Source organism: Streptomyces ardesiacus, from assembly GCF_003112575.1.
Taxonomy (GTDB): Bacteria; Actinomycetota; Actinomycetes; order Streptomycetales; family Streptomycetaceae; genus Streptomyces; species Streptomyces ardesiacus.
Map to the genome: position 1 here is coordinate 569,596 of NZ_BEWC01000002.1, position 18,197 is coordinate 587,792.

Genomic DNA, 18,197 nt, shown 5'->3' on the forward strand with positions numbered 1-18,197 from the left:
GCGGCGTGATGAGCACTCGACGGGCTGCGAAGATCCGCAGAGCCGTGACTGCGTTGACTGTAGCGTCCGGGTTGATGCTCGGCGTCGGCGGCTGCAGCGGTGGGGGCAGCGATGACGAGAAGCCTGAGGCATCGGTTTCCGCGACAGCGGAGGGTCAGCCGGATCCCAGCACACAAGAAGGGACCGATACGCCGTTGGCAGAACTGAAAGGTGAGGATGGGCTGCTGCTCTCCATCACATCCGCCGAACGTGACGAGGGGGGGTTCGTGACAGTGAGCGGAGAGATCAAGAACGATGGTGCCAAGGCGGCGCGCGTCCCGATTCAAACCAGAGGCGACGAAACAGAGATCATGCGCCATGGTGGATCACTAGGCGGTGCCACACTCGTGGACCCCGGAAAGAAGAAGCGCTATTACGTGCTGCGCGACACCGACGGCCGCCCGCTGACGACCACAGATATGCCGCGCATCAAGCCAGGAGCATCCATCCCTGTCTTCATGCAGTTCCCGGCGCCACCCACGGATACGAGCAAGGTCACGTTTCAACTTCCCACTTTCGCTTCCGGGCTCATTGAGATCTCTGGATGAGGCGAACAATGACCCGTATCCGTGTCACGGCGCTTCTCGCCACATCGGTCCTGATGGCTGCCAGCGTGGGCACGACCCAGTCCTACGCGGCTGATGATCCCCCGGGGACGGAGCCCTCCGCCTCCGCCCCCGTAAAGGTCGACCCCAACGACCCGGACCTGAAGCTGCCGGACGGCGCCACGCTCGCGCAGGCGAAGGTCCTGGACATCAAGTCGGTCGTCGAGGAACAGAGCGGTGACGAACGCCGCGAGGACACCAACACCAGCGTGACGCTCGCCCTCCAGGCCGAGGTCCTCTTCGGCAAGGACAGCTCGAAGCTCGGCGCCGAGGCGAAGTCCCGCATCAGGGGCATCGCCGAAGAGATCAAGAATCAGAACGCCACGAGAGTCCGCGTCTTCGGCTTCACCGACAACCTCGGCTCCTCCGCCCACGGCGACGTACTCTCCAAGCGCCGCGCCAACGCCGTGCACGACGTCCTGTCCCAGTCCCTCAACGACGCCGACATCACGTACGAGGTCCGCGGCTACGGCGAGCAGTACCCGATCGCCGACAACTCGACGGAAGCCGGCCGCAAGAAGAACCGCAGGGTGGAGGTCTCCTTCCCCCGCTCGGAGCCTTGACGCACATGAACAAACACCCGCGCTCACGCACCACCCCGGCGATCCTCGCGGCACTGACGGCGCTCACCACGGCCGCATGCAGCCCTGCCCACGAAACGACCGCGACAACTCCGGCACCGCCACCGTCCGCAGCCCACAGCACTGACGGCACCCCCGTCGACACCTGCACCGACGGCGACTGCGAGATCACGGTGACCACCCCCGTGACCATCGACTTCCCCGGCCCGGACGGCATCACGAGGGCAACGTTGTCGGTGACGGAAGTCGCCCCCAACAAGATCGAGTACGAGGTGACGTCGGGCAACAACCGCTCCGAAACCGGCGCGAACGGCCCCGGCCAAGGCTGTCTCACGTACCTCCGCGCACACGGCAGCGGAAACTCCTGCGGCGCCCTCGGCCCCGCCCGCCCGAGCCCGCAGCCCGGCGCCGTCGTGATCCAGGCGACGACCGGCACGGACGGCACGGCACTCCTCCACATCGTCCCGCCCCGAGAAAGCTGACGCCGACACGTCACGTCGCGGTGACGTCGATCAGAAGGCTCTTCCGCGCGGTCGCGAACAGGCGGGTCTGCTCGGCCAGGCGTTGCGCGGTCGCCGAAGTGTCGACCAGCAACTGGTACACGTAGCCCGCCCTCCCGGCGACGAAGACCTCCAGCCGCTTGCGGGGTTCGCTCTGCTTCACCCAGTGATAGTCGATCTCGATCCAGAGGGCGTCCCGGCCGTTCTGACGCGTCGTGTGGGTGGTGACCTCGAGGTCCGCCATGGACGACTCGGGCGAGTCCCGGTACCAGGCCAACTGACCCGCCGAGGCAGCCTGCGGAGTCGACCCGTACGACCTGTCCCGCTTGATGCTCAGGTCGTACTCGCCGTTCGGAGAACGCCAGGTGCTCTGCACCTCGCTGGCCGGCACCTCGCTCCATCCGCCCGGCCGGCCGAAGCAGGCGGTCAGAGCGGCCTCCTTGACCCGGTGCCAGTCCTCGGGCAGGGAGGGCGAGCACGACGAGGCGGACGCAGAAGCGGAAGCGGACGCAGCACCCGAACCCGAATCGGAACCGGAATCGGAAGCCGAACCCGAATCCGAACCCGAATCCGGGCCATTGGCAGCCCCGGACGCCGATGCCGACGCCGACACCGATACCGATGGGGACGCCGAAGCCGACGGGGCAGCGACCGATTCGGTGGTCGACGTCCCGTCGGCCGCGGCACCCCGGCCGAGCGGCGAAGAGCCCCCCACGAGTGGTACCCCGAAGACCGCCAGGAGCAGCCCCGCGACGGCCGTGATCGCCGAGACCACCGCCGCCACCTCCCCCATGCGCCGCGCCGGTGAGGCGCCGCCACTGGAACCGCTCAACTGCCCTACCACGCCTCTCCGCCACCGACCGGGCTCACCACTGTCCGGCACACCCGCGCCCTTGTCCTCGACCGAGCGCGCAGACTTTCTTGACGTTGGGCGCGCCCCGCACGAACTGACCGGTCGAGTGCTCCCGCGGCGCGGGACAGCGGCGGAGAATGGCGACAGAGGTGCGACTGCTGCGGGGGTGATGGGGCATGGAGCGGGGGACAGCGGTGGGGAGGACCGGGGCGGGGGCCTCGGTGTTCCTCTCCACGGACAGCGTCAGCGGACCCGAGGGGTTCGGCTGGTGGGGGGACATGGTGGGCAGGGCGGTGATGCCTGTGTCGTTGGCGAGTGAACACTCGCACGACTTCAAGGGCGAGGTGACCGCTCTGGAGCTCGTGGACACCGTGTTCTCGGCCTTCTCCTTCTCACCGATGTCGGCGCGACGGACACCGGAGCACATCCGCTCGTCCGACCCGGAGAACTACTTCCTCTTCCTCGTCCACGGCAGCCCCATCGGCCTGGAACAGCGCCGCAACAACGCCCTGCTCCGCGCGGGAGACGTGGCACTCTTCGACACGTCGCAGCCCCTGGCCTGCGAGTTCCAGGACCAGGGCCGCCACTCGCGGGTGAGCGTGCTGCGGTTGCCCCGAGCGGCGGTGCCGTTGCCCAGCCACAAAACGGACCGCCTGGTGGCCACCCCGCTGGCCGCCCGGACCGGCGTGGGCGCGCTGCTCACCTCCTACCTGGCGGGCCTGCGCGAGAACGCCGCGCACTGCGGTCCGGAGGAGCTGCGCCGCCTGGGAACCGTGGCCCTAGACCTCGCGGTCACCTTCCTCGCCGCACGACTCGACAGTGCTCCGACGCTGCCCGTCGAGAGCCGCCAACGGGTGCTCCTCGCCCGTATCAACGCCTTCATCGACCACAACCTGCACGAGCCGGACCTGGGCCCGGCGACGATAGCCGCACACCATCACATATCGGTACGCCTCCTGCACGCCCTCTTCGAGGAGGAGCCCGAAACGGTGAGCGCCACGATCCGTCGCCGCAGACTCGAACGCAGCCGGACGGACCTGGCCGATCCGCGCCTACGGCACCGCACGATCGGCGAGATCGCCGGCCGATGGGGCTTCCGTCACCCGGCCGCTTTCAGCCGCACCTTCCGCGCGGCGTACGGCATCACCCCCAGCGAAGCGCGCACTGCACCCCACGACAAACAAGCGTGCACTCCCCGCTGAGGACACGGACACCGACGCCCGGCACGGTGAATCGACGAAACGGCACCGTGCGGGGAGAGGGCCCAGGAGATGACACCGAACGGCATGGGGGAGCCCGAGGGCGGACGTCCCTGGGAGCGTTCACCGGCCCCGAGCGGACCACCGCCGGGAGGTTCCGGAGCCTTCGGACCGGCGCACGGCGACAGCTCGTGGCACAGGACGCGGAGCGTGCCCTCCCTCGTGGTCGTCGTCCTCGTCGTCCTCTGGACGGTCTTCGCCGTGCAGTGGAAGGAGAAGGACTGCACCTTCGTGCCGACCTCGTACCTGCTCGTGATCACGCACGGCACCCCGAGCGTCTTCGAGGGGTGCGGCGACTACCCCGTCGACGTCACGCACGACTAGAGCCTGTCTGACAAATGATCACCTGGCCGCTTCGCGGAGCCAGAGGATCAGGGAGGTCAGGATGACTCCTGCGCGGTAGCGGTCCGCGAGCTTGTGAAACCTGGTGGCGATTGCACGGAACTGCTTGAGGCGGGCGAAGCATCGTTCGACCACGTTGCGGTCGCGGTAGATCTCTGTGTCGAAGGCGGGTGGCCGGCCACCGCGGCGTCCCCGGCGTCGGCGGTTGGCTACCTGGTCACGGCGCTCGGGGATCGTGGCGGCGATGCCCCGATGCCGCAGCAGGTGACGGATGGCCCTGCTGGAATAGGCTTTGTCACCCAACACACGATCCGGTCTCGTGCGCGGCCGTCCTGTGCTCACCCGCGGGGTGCGGATGCCGTCAAGGACATCAGCGAACGCGGTGGCATCGTGGGCGTTTCCGGGGGTGAGCACAATCGACAGCGGCAGACCCCGGCCGTCGACGGCGAGGTGGATCTCGGTGGATAGCCCGCCGTGGGACCGGCCGAGGGCCTGGCGCCGCCTGCGAGTGGCCCGGATCATCCAGTTCGTCCCCGGCCGCGTCCCCCTTTTACGGGCGCCCGCGGCGTGCTGGTGGGCCCGGTTGACCGTGGAGTCAACGGCGACGGTCCACTGCACCCGGCCCACCGCGTCGTCACGGACCTGGACGTACTCCAGCAACTTCGCCCACGTGCCGTCGGCCTCCCAGCGGGCGAACCGCTCGTAGACGGTCTGCCACGGCCCGTACCGCTCCGGCAGGTCGCGCCGAGGAGCCCCGGTCCGCAGTCGCCACAGGACGCCGTTGACCACCTGCCGGTGATCACGCCACGGACGGCCGCGCCCGTCCAACTGCGGCAACAGGGGCTCAATTCGCTCCCACGCCGCATCTGCCAATTCACCTCGACCTGCCACAAGATCAATTATCAGACCGCCATAGAGTCCTGCCCGTGGCGAATCATCAGGACGAGACCAGGGCGGCCTACGACGGAGTCGTCGAGCTGTACGCATCGCTGTTCGCAAACCGGCTGGAGGAACAGCCATTCTCCCGGACCATGATCGGCACCTTCGCCGAGCTGGTGCGCGCTACGGGCAACCCGCGGGCAGCCGACGTCGGGTGTGGACCCGGACATCTGACAGCCATGCTGCACGAACTGGGCCTGGACGCCTTCGGACTAGACCTCGCCCCCGGCATGATCGACCACGCCCGGCAGGCCCATCCGACGCTGCGCTTCCAGGAGGCGCGGATGGAATCCCTGCCGATCGAGGACGCCTCGCTCGGCGGCGTGCTGGCCCATTACTCGATGATCCACACCCCTCCGGGAGAACTGCCGGAGCTGCTCGCCGAGCAGGCACGCGTCCTGGCGCCGGATGGTCTGCTCCTGGTCTCCTTCTTCGGGACCGACGGACAGGAACCGGTCCAGTTCGACCACAAGGTGGCGCCTGCCTACAGCTGGCCGACGGATCGCCTCGCTGAACTACTGGCCGATGCCGGGCTCGTTCCCTTCGCCCGGCTGCTCCACGATCCGGCCTCCGAGCGGGGCTTCCTCGACGCCCATCTGTTGGCCCGCCGCGCGTAGGTCCTGCCCGGAAATACCTGCCGGACTGCCAGCGCAACTCGGGACTGCCAACTCGGCAGAGGTTCGCTGATCTAACGCGAATTGTCAGACAGGCTCTAGTCCCGCCGACCGGTTCCGCCGACCGGGTCTGCCGGGCCCTGAAGGATCTCCACCCGCGCCCCCACACGTACTCCCCACGCGTGCATCGCCCCGGCCTCCGCCTCCAGGACATGCCGCGCACGCATCCGGGGCAGCCCCAGCCTGCCCGGCCGCATGGTGCGCACGGCGATGACGGTGAGCCGCCGGTCGAGGTACGCCACGTCGATGGCCATCCGCATCCGGAACGTGTGCACGCTGCTCGCAGGTGTCAGCAGCATCGCCCCGTCAACGGAGTCGCGGCCCAACAACCCCTTGGTCCGGGCGCGATAGGAACGCGCGACCTCCACCGGAACGCGAACGCTCCCGCCGCCGGCCCGCCCCTCCACGACCAGCACCCCTGCCCCGTCCGGCCAGCGCCGCCGCCCCATACCGGTACCTCCTCGACCTGGTTGGTCCCCCGGCCCCGCCTGCCCTGCCGAATGTATCCATCGGGAACGGACTGCATGGCGCGATCAACTGCGCCGCCCCCTCCTCCCGTTCACCACCGCCGGTGCGTTGCGCAACTGTTACGGCCCAAGAAGTCACACGTCCCACTGACTTCGCCCCACGCGACACGGCAGGGAGACCGGCGTCACCCTGGTGCCGCTCGACCCGGGTGGATAGCGTTACTTCGCTCGAGAGAAGCCTCGTCCCACCCAGGAGCTGACCGTGAATCGCCGCCGCCCCACCTTGCTCGCAGCGCTCACGCTGACCGCCGCTGCGGCCCTGACGCTGTCCGCGTGCGGAAGCGACGACAGTTCCGGCAAGGGAGCGGACGAGATCGCTGGGGCGGACACGGGTAGTTCCACCCCGTCGGCGTCACCGACCGCGACCGACTCGGCGGAGCCCGACCGGCCGAAGATCGACCTGCCTGCGGACCTCTCCTACACCTTCGACTGGCCCAAGACGGGTGACAAGGACAAGGACGCGGTCCTTGCCGACAGCGAGCAGTCCATCAAGGCCGTGGATCTGGCGATCGTCAACCAGGATCCGCTCGACAAGGCGTACCTCTACTACTACGAGGGCGAGGCCGCTGCCGGTACGCAGGAGTTCATCCAGGCCTACGTCAAGGAGAATGCACGAGTGACGGGGGCATACCGCTTCTACGACGCGGTGGTCAACATTCGTGGCAATGACAGTGCCTCGCTCGTGTACTGCGAAGACCAGGGCAAAGCGTATGACATGTACCTCAAGCCCAAGAAGATCAACAAAACGCCGGTGACCAAGAACAGCTACGTGCTGTATAACACCCAGTTGACCAAGAACGACAAGGGTGTCTGGGCTGTACAGAAGATGCTGTCCCAGAGGGGGAGTGACAAGTGCCAGCCCTGAATTCAGCCGCTCGTGTCCTCGCCGCATCAGTCGTGACCGCCGCTGTCTTCACCGGCGCGACAGCTCCCGCAGTCGCCGACAACGAAATCGGCGGGGGCGCGCAGTCGCCGAGTACGGGTGCCCACGGTGGCTCCGACGGGAAGGGGACCGTCTCGGCGACCGCTGGCGCAGTCGTCTACGACCGGTCCAAGAACGGCTCTGGAGCATCCGTCGGCCCCGTGGCCACTGCGACGAACTGGACGCCGCCCGCTTGCTACTACGCCCCCAGGTACACCCCGGAGCAGCTCAAGAAGGCCAAGGAGCCCGTCTGGGAAGCCGAGTCGACGGGCTATCAGTGGGATGCCCAGCAGCGCGACAAGTACGTGAACGGGCACCCGTACAAGGACTTCAACAAGGAGAAGGCCGGCAAGGGCTACTTCTGGGACTCCTACGTTACGCCCGGACGGGAGGGCGACCCGGGAGCGCTCGACTGTAACGAGGACGCCTTTTGGGTGGACACCGGTGATGACCCGCCGGCGGACATCCCACAGGCGATCACACCGGAGGTCCTCGCACAACTCGCCTATGCGGAGATCCGTGTTCCCACCACGGAGGTGGAGCTGAGGCCCGCGGGGGCGACGAAGGTGAACCTGCCGACGTGGGCGTGGCTCGACGCAACGGACTTCAAGCTTGTGTCGGTGACGGCTTCGGTGCCTCTACTGGGAGTCGAGGCGACTACCACGGCGGAGCCGGTGTCGGTGAAGATCGACCCGGGTACGGCGGACGCCCAGACCTTCCCGGCGTCGGGGGTCTGCGAGGCCGTGAACGGCACGATCGGTGAGCCCTACGCGAGAGGCAAGGCCGAGAAGACGCCGCCGTGTGGCGTCAAGTATCTGCGTGCGTCCGGCAACGGGTCGTACCAGCTCAAGGCGACGGTCACCTGGAAGATCCACTGGACCGGCACCGGTGTCGCCGGGGAGCAACCGCTGCCTGACGGTGACTTCGGAGGAGAGCAGGGCGTCGTCGTCCAGGAGATCCAGGCCGTCAACCGCTGAGCGGTCCTGCCAGTCGTCAGAGCGGCAGCGGTCGTCGGGGCGTCACGAAGAACGGATGCCGTCGTTCCTCTCATCGGTGCAGTGGACCGGTGAGAGGGGACGGGCGGGTGGCGGAGCGGCTTGCCGTGGACGGTGACGAACTCGGACGGTTCATGAAGTCGCTGAAGGAGTCGTCGACTTCGCTCAGGGGCGTTCGGAAGGCGTTGTCGGACGCGACGATCGTCGGGCTGGGCACGGACGATCTCGACTCGGCGTGCGAAGCCTTTCAGGACGACTGGAAGTACGGCTCCGAGGAGATCGGCAAGCAGACGGAGGACCTTGCCGACATCATCGGCAAGAGCAAGGACAGTTACCTCGAGGTCGACAAGGCGCTCGAGGCGGCGCTGCGGGAGTCGCGCGAGGCGGCCAAGGGCGGCGGCGAGAAGTGACCGTCCCAGCCGGCCAGGACACGTACGGTGCTGCCCTCGATCCGCAGTCGCGGTCGGACCTGGGCAAACCGCAGGGACTGAAGTCCGCGCCGTCCATTCCGAACCCGGAGTATCCGCACCTGGGCTTCAATCCGGTACCGGGGGACACGGAGACCGTGCGGGGGCTGGAGAAGAAGCTCAGCGGTTGCGCGAAGGTGCTGCAGGAGGCGTACGACCTCGTCACCAAACTGCTCGACGGCAGCTACTGGAAGGGTGACGCGGCCGTCGCGTTCCGCGAGCAGTTGGACGGCGGGCCGTTGCCGCTGAACCTGAAGAACGCGGCGCACTCGATTCGCAAGGCGGCCCGGCAACTGGATCGCTGGGAGGGCGAACTCGACGACTTCCAGCGGCGGGCCAGGAAGCTGGAGGGCGAGGCGAAGGACGCCCAGGCCGCGGTGGATCGGGCGCAGGGACGTGCGGACGCGGCGGGCCATGATCCCGGTCTGAAGAAGGACGGGGCTGAGGGTGACGCCGCGGAGAAGGCCCTCACGCGCGCGAACGGTGACCTCGACGATGCCCAGGCCGAGCTGAAGAAGATCATCGGCAAGGCGGAGAGGCTGGCCGAGGAGCATGAGGAGAAGGCGGGGTACCGGGCGCGGAAGATCCGGGACGCCACAAAGAAGTTGGTGCCGCATGAACCGGGTTGGTTCGACGAGGCACTCGACTGGCTGGGCGACAATCTGCCGGACATTCTGAGTTTCGTGGCGGGGCTGATCGGGGTTGCGGCGCTTCTTCTGTCGGGGCCGCTGGGGTGGAGCGTTGCGACGGTTGCCGCCTTGATGCTCACGGCTTCCGGGCTGAGCATCGTCGCGGTTGGCCTCCGGCTCGCGGACTCGGAGGTGCGTGCTTCTTTGTGGGACGGAATGACGAAGGGGGAGTTCGATGCCGATTTCTGGAGTAACGCCGTCTCGGTGGGAGCTGACGCGGCGGGTGCTCTGCCGGGTGTCGCGGCGGTGGCCAAGGGTACCTTCGCAGCTACGCGAACCGTTCGTCGCAGCGGACAAGTGCTGGATTTCTGGCAGCGAGCCGGAACCTATGGCTCCAAGGTTCTCGACGAGGCCGGGGCAATCGCGAACCTGGAGAATTCGATGGTCGCCCGTGCAGTGCGAGGGTTCAGTGACCCTGGTAGAGCGGCCAACGTCGTTGCCGGCACTTCGGGCATGGTCGGTGTTGGTACTGGAGGGTTCGGTTTGTACAACAAGGTCGTGGACGCGGAAGACGACGGAATCAAGGACGGCGCTGTTGCTGGCGTCGACGGCTCACGCCTCATTCTCGACGGCGGGGGCCTGGTAGAGATTGCACGATACGTGTTCTGTCGTTGAGCAGGAGGAAAGACTCGTGGACCCTGACGTCTGCACGACTGCATGGGATCACCGGCCCACCCGCCGAGCTTGGCTCCGTCACATGGCGATGAATGTTGTCGGGTTCTTTGGCTGGGTGGGCGGATGGGTGCTATTGCTGGGTGTCTCGGTGTACTCGGCCGACTGGCTGGTCTGGGTGTTTCTCCCATACTTTGTCTATGGCCCCTACCGTGCACTGACGCAGCTGCGTTACTTTCCGGCAGCTGTGTCGATGCTACGAATTTTACGTACCCATCGTTGGCAAGTTGTGCAACGGGCTCCTCATGGACTGACTGATAGGCCAGGGGTATCCAGTGAGCACTACGGCTGGTTTGAGTTGCCAGATTACTCTCGTCCAGGGCAGTCGCTGCCGCTGGTTTTTACCCGACACCTGCGCCTGAACTGGTGGTGTCGGCGTATGGCTCCTCGCGCCAAGCCACACCTGAAATCTCAGATTGAGGAAGTTTGGTTCGCGGGGGATGTTCGCCTGGCTGGAGTCATTGCCGCGCCCGCAAGGAGGGGAAGGGTACCTCGGCGTATGCACGTCATCGAACAGCGGATGAATCCCCAGGATGGTGAGCGGCTCCGCGGCTTGGGTTCCAGTCCTGATAGCAGTGCGCATGAAGCTCGTCCGGCTGATCACTCCATTTCCTCTGAGACGTGTAGGAAGCTGCTATGAGTACACCGCGCATCTACGTGGATGATGCTGTGACCGACGAGCAATCGGAACTGTGGTTCGCTGAGCCCTCCGGCTTTATTCCGCTGCCCCTCACTTCCCTGCTAGCCAAACCCGGCTCTCCAGAGGCCGAAGCGATGTGCGAGGCCGTTGCCCCGTTGCTCGAAGCGGCGCCCAGCGCATGGGTGCGCCAGCAGTTCGTCGCGCAACTCGCCCTGGGGCAGCAGATGCTCGGGGCCCTGTGCGGGTTCGGCACAGTCCACTGCTCCCTCGGCCTGCACCGTGACGACGTCGGCGGCGGTGGACAGCCCCTGCTCTCCCTCTTCACCATCACCTGGCAGGACACCCCCGTGGCTTCCCGGGCCGCGACCGCTGCTCGTGCCGTTACCGCCCCGGACGGGCACCGGCGGGTCGCGTACCTCGAGTTGCCCTGCGGTCCTGCCACCGTCAGTGAGACCCTGCGTCCGCCGATGACGGGCAGCCCGCTTCCCCGGCTTCCCCTGCTTCAGGTCCACGCCCACCTCCCCCACCCCGACTGCAAGCGGCTGGCCGTGTTGACGGTCAGCAGTACCGCGGCCACGCGCAGGGCGGAGTACCGGGCGGTGCTGGAGGGGATCGCCGACACCGTTCGCTTCACGGATCCGCTGGGGGCGCTGTCCTAATGTCCTAATGGTGTTGTCCGGGGGGCGCGGCCGAAGGTAGGAAGGGCGGATGACTGGACTCGGTGCCGTACTCCGTCCTCAGCTCGCCCCCGAGCGACTGCGTGCCGTGGCACGCGTTGCCGACGAGACGGGACTGGAGGAGCTGTGGCTGTGGGAGGACTGTTTCCGCGAGGGCGGGATCTCCTCGGCCGCCGCTGTCCTCGCGTGGACCGAGCGGGTGCGGGTCGGGGTCGGGCTGTTGCCCGTGCCGTTGCGGAACGTGGCCCTCACCGCGATGGAGGCCGCCACGCTGCACCGGATGTTCCCCGGCCGTGCCGTCCTCGGCGTGGGGCACGGGGTGCAGGACTGGATGGGGCAGGTCGGGGCGCGGGTCGAGTCGCCCCTCACTCTGCTGCGGGAGCACCTCCTCGCGCTGCGGGCGTTGTTGCGAGGGGAGAGGGTGACCGTGGAGGGGCGTTACGTCCGGCTCGACGACGTCGGCCTGGACTGGCCGCCGGAACAGGGGGCCGAGGTCTTCGCCGGTGCCACCGGGCCCCGGTCGCTGCGGCTGGCCGGTGAGGCCGCCGACGGGACCGTGCTCACCGCGAACACCCCGCCCGACGGAGTGCGCCGTGCCCGGCGTCTCGTCGACGAAGGACGGGAGGCCGGCGGACGCGGGGACGACGGGCACCGGGTCGTCGTGTATCTGCTCGCCGCCACGGGGAGCGATGCCCGTGAGCGGGTGCGCGCCGAGCTGGTCGCCGAGGGCGTCGGGGACGTGCCGGGGCTTGGGGTCGCGGGGGACGCGGAGGCCGTCGCCGACGCCGTACGGAGGCTGGCCGAGGCCGGGGCGGACACCGTGGTCCTGCAGCCGAACCGGGGACGAGCCCGACCCGGAGGGGTTCGTGCGGTTCGCCGCGGAGCGGGTCCGGCCCCTCGTGGAGGCACGGGCGTGACCGGCCCCCGTTCCTTCGACGAGCTCGTGGCCGAGGGGGCCTCCGTTCCCACCGAGGGGTGGGACTTCTCCTGGTTCGAGGGGCGGGCCACCGAGGCCCGGCCGTCCTGGGGGTACGCGCGGTCCCTGGCCGAGCGGCTGGCCGGGTCCGCCACCGCCGTACTGGACGTGCAGACCGGGGGAGGGGAGGTGCTGGACTTCGCCCTCCGGGCCGCCGGTCCGGACCGGGCCCCGCTCGTCGTCGCCACCGAGGGATGGGCGCCCAACGTCGCCGAGGCCACCCGGCTGCTGCGTCCGCGGGGCGTTCCGGTGGTCGCCTCGGCCGACGACGCGCCCCTGCCCTTCGCGGACGGCGCCTTCGACCTGGTCGTGAGCCGGCATCCCGTCGAGCCGCACTGGGACGAGATCGCCCGCGTGCTCGCGCCCGGCGGTGCCTACTTCGCCCAGCACGTCGGGCCCGCCAGCGTCTTCGAACTCATCGAGTACTTCCTCGGGCCGCTGCCGGAGGCGACGCGCCGGCACCGTGATCCCGAGCGCGAGCGTGCCGACGCCGAGGCGGCCGGGCTGGAGGTCGTGGAGCTGCGGTCGGAGCGGCTGCGGATGGAGTTCTTCGACGTCGGGGCCGTCGTCCACTTCCTGCGCAAGGTGGTGTGGATGGTCCCCGGGTTCACCGTCGAGGCGTACCGCGACCGGCTGCGCGACCTGCACGAGCGCATCCGGGCCGACGGCCCCTTCGTCGCCCACAGCTCCCGTCATCTCTTCGAGGCGCGCAAGCGCTGAGGCTCTTGCCGGCGGCCCCGGCGGCCCCGGCGGCCCCGGCGGCCCCGGTGGTCCCGGTGGTCCGGGTGCTTCCGGTGGTCCCAGCGGCCCCGGTCGCCCCGGCGCCCCGGCGTCCACGGCATCCGGCGTCACCGTGTCCGTGCCTCACGGCGTGGAATGTCCGGGCGTAAGCGCCGCGCCGTCGCACCTGTCGGCGTGCGCGGTCGCAGGGTGCCGTCACCGCCGTCGGCTCTCACAGGGTTTCCACATCGTTATTCACCGGTGTTCTTTTCGGGTCGAACCCGGGCCGCCCGGTCGCGTAGGTTCGGACCAGGCAATTCGCGTGAGCAAAGCTACGCGCGTGGCACCGCGCAGTGGAGGGGGCTGCGCGGTGCCGGGCACGTCCGGTCGGCCGGGTTGCCGGTGCCGCTCGGCCGGTCGGGATTCGGGACGGAATGGGGGCTTCCGTGGTGATCCGGGCGTCGCCGGGTAACTGCGGAGAGTAATTGTGGCACGCCGATGCACGCAGCATCACTTACGAAGGGTTATGGTGGAAACCCCCCCTCGGGCCGGTCCGTATCCCCCCCCCACGGACCGGCCCGTTTTTCGTTCCTTCCAGTGGTGTCGGCGAGGTCCCTCTGGTGTCGGCGAGGCCCCTCGCCGCTGCGCCCGTCCGTTCCCTCCGTGCCGGCGCCCGCGAGTGGTACCGCCGTCATGAGGAGTTCACCGGTGCGCCGCCCCGTGTCGTGGCATGGCGGCGCTTGTTCGAGGGCATAACCCAAGCAGGTCGACGCCCGAACCACGGGTGTCGTATCTCAGCGGGCGGCACGGAGCCGTCCGCCCGGGAGGCCCTTTGCACCAGCCCCACCGTGCGGTCACGGCACGGAAGACGCGGCGGAGGGCCGGTCCGCGGCCCGCGCCAGTGCAGGGCGGCCCTCACGGTCTGCGCGACAGGCCCCGGACCGGTCGGCTCGGCCGGACCGGCCGGCTCGTTCCCGCCCTCCCGGCCCCGTTCCACTCCGTCGCTCCCCGACCTCTTCCGAGGGGGTACGTCCTTCCGTGGTGACCAGCACAAAGCGCCACAAGCCCGACAGGCGCACCTACGTTCTCGACACCAGCGTCCTGCTGGCCGACCCGAACGCCCTGAGCCGCTTCGACGAGCACGAGGTCGTGCTCCCCATCGTCGTGGTGACGGAGTTGGAGGCCAAACGGCACCATCCCGAGCTCGGCTACTTCGCCCGGCAGGCCCTGCGCCTGCTCGACGAGTTCCGGGTGCGGCACGGTCGCCTCGACGCCCCCCTCCCGATCGGGGACCTGGGCGGCACCGTCCGCGTCGAGCTCAACCACTCGGACCCCAGCGTGCTGCCCACCGGCTACCGCCTGGGGGACAACGACTCCCGCATCCTCGCGGTCGCCCGGAACCTGCAGGCCGAGGGGTTCGACGTCACCGTCGTGTCGAAGGACCTGCCGCTCAGGATCAAGGCGTCCTCCGTGGGTCTCCTCGCCGAGGAGTACCGGGCCGAGCTGGCCATCACGGACGCCTCCGGCTGGACCGGGATGTCCGAACTCACCCTGTCGGGCGAGCAGGTGGACATCCTCTTCGAGGAGGGCCGGATCCACGTCCCCGAGGCCGCCGAGCTGCCCGTGCACACCGGGCTGACCATCCAGTCCGAGCGCGGCAAGGCCCTCGGCCGGGTCGCGCCCGACGGCGGTGTCCGGCTGGTGCGCGGCGACCGGGAGGCGTTCGGCATCAAGGGCCGCAGCGCCGAGCAGCGGATCGCGCTCGACCTGCTCCTCGACCCGGACGTCGGGATCGTGTCGATGGGCGGCCGGGCCGGCACCGGCAAGTCGGCGCTCGCGCTGTGCGCCGGGCTGGAGGCCGTGCTCGAACGCCGGCAGCACCAGAAGGTGATGGTCTTCCGTCCGCTGTACGCGGTGGGCGGGCAGGAGCTCGGCTATCTGCCCGGCTCCGAGGCCGAGAAGATGAGCCCCTGGGCGCAGGCGGTCTTCGACACGCTGTCGGCCGTCACCAGCCGGGAGGTCATCGAGGAGGTGACCGCGCGCGGGATGCTGGAGGTGCTGCCGCTCACCCACATCCGGGGGCGCTCGCTGCACGACGCGTTCGTCATCGTCGACGAGGCCCAGTCGCTCGAGCGCAACGTCCTGCTGACCGTGCTGTCCCGGATCGGGGCCGACTCGCGGGTCGTCCTCACCCATGACGTGGCCCAACGGGACAACCTGCGGGTCGGCCGGTACGACGGAGTGGTGGCCGTCGTCGAGAAGCTGAAGGGGCATCCGCTCTTCGCGCACGTCACCCTGACGCGCTCCGAGCGGTCCCAGATCGCCGCGCTCGTGACCGAAATGCTGGAGGACGGGCACATCTGATCCGTCTGTCACCCGTCCGGGCCGTTTGACGCCCGTACGGGAACTCCGACCCGGTCAGGGCCGGTTACCCGTCAGTTCGGCGCCGTCCGGAAGGCCCAGAGCCTAGCCGGGCGGCGCCTTGGTGTGTGCGGATTTCCGTGAATCCCCTGGGCCAAACGAGATGTGAGCTTTCACACGCAACACAGAATTGCCTCACCCCGCCGGGTTACGGCAGAGTCTCATTCCTGTCAGGCCCCGCATACGACACAGCCGTGCCCCCAGCGGTACGGCGCCCCAGAAGCACCAGAGCCAACTCCATAGTCGAGTCGTATGCCGCCCGAGCACCACGCGGCGCTCCCCGCAAGGGGAGTTGTCCACCGGGCCCGCGCCTCCCGTGACCCGTAGTTGGGGAGGCCAGTGCCAGGGGCACGATTGCGTCCGCGAGGGTCACCGATGCGGGCGATGCTGGAAGGAAACCGTGTGAGCCGGATCTCGGTCCGGGGATTCGCAGTGGCCTCGGCCACGGCGGTCACCGCCGTCGGAAGCGTCGTCGGAGTTGCCTCGGGCAGCGTCGCGCAGAACAACGACGACGCGGAGGCGACGGCAGCAGGCACGACGCTGCTCGCCGACATCCCCATGGGTGAGCAGGCGCAGGTACAGACCGCGTCCCTGACGCATCAGGCCGACGTGCAGGCCATCGCCGCGGACGCGAGCGCCAAGAAGGACGCCGAGGAGGCGGCCCGCAAGGCAGCCGCCCAGACCGCCGTGGCCAAGCAGGAGAAGGCCAGGAAGGCGGCCGAGGACGCCAAGGAGCGCGAGGCGGAGAAGAAGGCCGCCGCCAGCCGCGACGCCCAGCGCGACGCCACCACCTTCGCCGTCCAGAGCTCCTACAGCACCAGCCAGATCCAGGCGATGGCCCGCCAGATGGTGCCCAGCGGCCAGTTCCAGTGCTTCAGCAACATCGTGAACCACGAGTCGAGCTGGAACTACCAGGCGGTCAACCCCTCCTCCGGCGCCTACGGCCTCTTCCAGGCGCTCCCGGCGGGCAAGTACGCCTCGGCGGGCGCCGACTGGCGGACCAACCCGGCCACCCAGATCAAGTGGGGCCTCAGCTACATGGACAACCGCTACGGCAGCCCGTGCGACGCCTGGGCCTTCTGGCAGGCCAACCACTGGTACTGAGCCCCGCCACCCGGACCCCCGGTCCGCGCTCAACCTCGCGCAGCCCCTCGCCGTCCTACGGTGAGGGGCTTTCGCGCTCCCGCCATGTACGGTCGGACCGGAACGACTCCGGGGGGAGTGGTGGGGAAAGACGGGGGAAGAGGACGGATCATGTCACGAGTGCCAGGGTGGCTCGGCCGGCTCGGCGCCGGACTGACGCACATGAGCGAGCGGTTGGAGCAGCGCCGGCAGGAGGCGCGGCGGCACGACGCCGACGACGGGCCGGGGCCGGTGGCCGGCCACGTGCCGCGCTCCGGGGACGACCTGGCCGAGGACGCCGCCGAGGAGCACTTCGCCGAGCACCACACGGTCGTCGTCGACAACCGCCCCGATCCGGCGCAGGCCGTGCCCTGGGGCGTGCGGGTGGCCGCGGAGGCCGGGTGGCGGCTGCTGGTGCTCGCGGGCACGTTGTGGGTGCTGATGCGCATCATCAGCGCCGTACAGCTGGTGGTGCTGGCGTTCGTGGCCGCGCTGCTGATCACGGCGCTGCTGCAGCCGGCCGTGTCCTGGCTGCGCCGGCACGGGGTGCCCCGGGGGCCGGCCACCGCCCTGACGGCGATCCTGGGCTTCGTGGTGATGGGCCTGATCGGCTGGTTCGTCACCTGGCAGGTCATGGAGAACATCGACAACCTCTCCGACCAGGTCCAGAACGGCATCGACGAACTGCGCAACTGGCTGCTGAACAGCCCCTTCCACGTCACCGACAAGCAGATCAACGAGATCGCCAAGAGCCTGCGCGAGGCGGTCGGCGCCAACACCGACCAGATAACCTCGGCGGGACTCGAGGGCGTCACGGTCGTGGTCGAGGCGCTCACCGGCATCCTGCTCGCCGCCTTCTCGACGCTCTTCCTGCTCTACGACGGCAGGCGCATCTGGCAGTGGACGCTGAAGCTGGTGCCCGCGGCCGCCCGCCCGGGTGTGGCCGGGGCCGGCCCGCGCGCCTGGCGGACGCTGACCGCCTATGTGCGCGGCACGGTGATCGTCGCGCTGATCGACGCCATCTTCATCGGCCTCGGCATCTACTTCCTCGACGTGCCGATGGCCGTCCCGCTGGCCGTGTTCATCTTCCTGTTCGCCTTCATCCCGCTCGTCGGCGCCGTGGTCTCGGGCGCGCTCGCGGTCGTCGTGGCGCTGGTGACGCAGGGCGTGTTCGCCGCGGTCATGACGCTGGTCGTGGTGCTGGCGGTGCAGCAGATCGAGGGGCACATCCTGCAGCCGTTCATCCTCGGGAGGGCGGTGCGGGTCCATCCGCTGGCGGTGGTGCTGTCGGTGGCCGCCGGCGGCATGGTGGCCGGCATCGGCGGCGCCGTGGTCGCCGTGCCCCTGGTGGCGGTGACCAACACCGTCGTGGGCTACTTGCGGGCGTACTCCCGTGAGGCCGCCCTGCGGCAGCAACCCAGGCCTCACGGGGCCACGTCGAGCGACGCCGCCCCGGCGATCGACCGGGCGCCGGGTTCGCCTCAGACCAAGGGCCCCCAGGAGCCGCCGGAGGCCGGTCCGCCGTCGGACGCCTCCCCGGCGTAGCGCGGCGACGACCCCCTCCGGCACCGGTATGA

18 protein-coding genes and 1 pseudogene are annotated in these 18,197 nt (G+C 69.1%); 16 read left to right on the forward strand and 3 right to left on the reverse strand.

Annotation, left to right across the window (positions count from 1 at the left end; all coding sequences use genetic code 11):
• Positions 1-8 precede the first annotated feature (8 nt).
• The 3 genes from Sdi02f_RS09655 to Sdi02f_RS09665 are packed head-to-tail and all read left to right on the forward strand — an operon-like array spanning position 9 to position 1,707.
• Positions 9-587, forward strand: a complete 579-nt coding sequence (locus tag Sdi02f_RS09655; RefSeq protein WP_063885167.1) for a hypothetical protein — start codon at positions 9-11, stop codon at positions 585-587.
• Between the two features lie 53 nt (positions 588-640).
• Positions 641-1,207, forward strand: a complete 567-nt coding sequence (locus Sdi02f_RS09660; RefSeq protein ID WP_420707399.1) for an OmpA family protein — start codon at positions 641-643, stop codon at positions 1,205-1,207.
• 5 nt (positions 1,208-1,212) lie between these two features.
• Positions 1,213-1,707, forward strand: a complete 495-nt coding sequence (locus Sdi02f_RS09665) for a hypothetical protein (RefSeq protein ID WP_108933085.1) — start codon at positions 1,213-1,215, stop codon at positions 1,705-1,707.
• A 10-nt stretch (positions 1,708-1,717) separates the two neighbouring features.
• On the opposite strand, the gene Sdi02f_RS36340 is transcribed toward Sdi02f_RS09665, so the two are convergent.
• Positions 1,718-2,116 (reverse strand): hypothetical protein, encoded by a 399-nt coding sequence (locus Sdi02f_RS36340; RefSeq protein ID WP_245962167.1) that lies wholly within the window; start codon positions 2,114-2,116, stop codon positions 1,718-1,720.
• A gap of 638 nt (positions 2,117-2,754) precedes the next feature.
• Here Sdi02f_RS36340 and Sdi02f_RS09675 point away from each other — a divergent pair.
• Together Sdi02f_RS09675 and Sdi02f_RS09680 are read left to right on the forward strand one after the other, a co-directional pair.
• Positions 2,755-3,780, forward strand: a complete 1,026-nt coding sequence (locus Sdi02f_RS09675; protein WP_108933087.1) for an AraC-like ligand-binding domain-containing protein — start codon at positions 2,755-2,757, stop codon at positions 3,778-3,780.
• A gap of 207 nt (positions 3,781-3,987) precedes the next feature.
• Positions 3,988-4,161 (forward strand): hypothetical protein, encoded by a 174-nt coding sequence (locus tag Sdi02f_RS09680; RefSeq protein WP_051783330.1) that lies wholly within the window; start codon positions 3,988-3,990, stop codon positions 4,159-4,161.
• 18 nt (positions 4,162-4,179) lie between these two features.
• On the opposite strand, the gene Sdi02f_RS09685 is transcribed toward Sdi02f_RS09680, so the two are convergent.
• Entirely contained in the window at positions 4,180-5,085 is a 906-nt protein-coding gene (locus tag Sdi02f_RS09685) for an IS5 family transposase (protein ID WP_108933276.1), read from the reverse strand.
• Between the two features lie 20 nt (positions 5,086-5,105).
• On the opposite strand from Sdi02f_RS09685, the gene Sdi02f_RS09690 reads away from it, so the two are divergent.
• Positions 5,106-5,735: a class I SAM-dependent methyltransferase gene (locus Sdi02f_RS09690; protein ID WP_030400823.1), complete on the forward strand. Its 630-nt coding sequence runs from the start codon at positions 5,106-5,108 to the stop codon at positions 5,733-5,735.
• Between the two features lie 95 nt (positions 5,736-5,830).
• On the opposite strand, the gene Sdi02f_RS09695 is transcribed toward Sdi02f_RS09690, so the two are convergent.
• Positions 5,831-6,241 (reverse strand): DUF192 domain-containing protein, encoded by a 411-nt coding sequence (locus Sdi02f_RS09695; protein ID WP_108933088.1) that lies wholly within the window; start codon positions 6,239-6,241, stop codon positions 5,831-5,833.
• Positions 6,242-6,521: 280 nt separating this feature from the next.
• Here Sdi02f_RS09695 and Sdi02f_RS09700 point away from each other — a divergent pair, with 280 nt between their 5' ends.
• The 10 genes and pseudogenes from Sdi02f_RS09700 to Sdi02f_RS09755 all read left to right on the forward strand — a co-directional run bounded on the left by Sdi02f_RS09700 (position 6,522) and on the right by Sdi02f_RS09755 (position 18,165).
• Positions 6,522-7,184 (forward strand): hypothetical protein, encoded by a 663-nt coding sequence (locus Sdi02f_RS09700; RefSeq protein WP_174843326.1) that lies wholly within the window; start codon positions 6,522-6,524, stop codon positions 7,182-7,184.
• Positions 7,185-7,216: 32 nt separating this feature from the next.
• Positions 7,217-8,218 carry a hypothetical protein gene (locus tag Sdi02f_RS09705; protein WP_108933089.1) on the forward strand — a complete coding sequence of 334 codons (1,002 nt, stop codon included), beginning with the start codon at positions 7,217-7,219 and terminating at the stop codon, positions 8,216-8,218.
• Positions 8,219-8,343: 125 nt separating this feature from the next.
• Positions 8,344-8,646, forward strand: a complete 303-nt coding sequence (locus tag Sdi02f_RS09710; RefSeq protein WP_382183647.1) for a hypothetical protein — start codon at positions 8,344-8,346, stop codon at positions 8,644-8,646.
• Positions 8,643-10,007 carry a hypothetical protein gene (locus Sdi02f_RS09715; protein WP_108933090.1) on the forward strand — a complete coding sequence of 455 codons (1,365 nt, stop codon included), beginning with the start codon at positions 8,643-8,645 and terminating at the stop codon, positions 10,005-10,007. Before Sdi02f_RS09710 ends, Sdi02f_RS09715 begins: the two co-directional genes overlap by 4 nt.
• A gap of 693 nt (positions 10,008-10,700) precedes the next feature.
• Positions 10,701-11,363, forward strand: a complete 663-nt coding sequence (locus Sdi02f_RS09720; protein ID WP_108933091.1) for a hypothetical protein — start codon at positions 10,701-10,703, stop codon at positions 11,361-11,363.
• 49 nt (positions 11,364-11,412) lie between these two features.
• Positions 11,413-12,298 (forward strand): annotated as a pseudogene (locus Sdi02f_RS09725) (LLM class flavin-dependent oxidoreductase).
• Entirely contained in the window at positions 12,295-13,077 is a 783-nt protein-coding gene (locus Sdi02f_RS09730; RefSeq protein WP_108933092.1) for a class I SAM-dependent methyltransferase, read from the forward strand. The pseudogene Sdi02f_RS09725 and the gene Sdi02f_RS09730 overlap by 4 nt, the downstream one beginning before the upstream one ends.
• 1,038 nt (positions 13,078-14,115) lie before the next feature.
• Entirely contained in the window at positions 14,116-15,441 is a 1,326-nt protein-coding gene (gene phoH2 / locus Sdi02f_RS09745) for an RNA 5'-3' helicase PhoH2 (protein ID WP_030400814.1), read from the forward strand.
• 459 nt (positions 15,442-15,900) lie between these two features.
• Positions 15,901-16,602: an aggregation-promoting factor C-terminal-like domain-containing protein gene (locus Sdi02f_RS09750; protein ID WP_174843327.1), complete on the forward strand. Its 702-nt coding sequence runs from the start codon at positions 15,901-15,903 to the stop codon at positions 16,600-16,602.
• Between the two features lie 150 nt (positions 16,603-16,752).
• Complete coding sequence (locus Sdi02f_RS09755; RefSeq protein WP_108933093.1) at positions 16,753-18,165, forward strand: AI-2E family transporter; 1,413 nt, start codon at positions 16,753-16,755, stop codon at positions 18,163-18,165.
• The last annotated feature ends 32 nt before the right edge of the window (positions 18,166-18,197 follow it).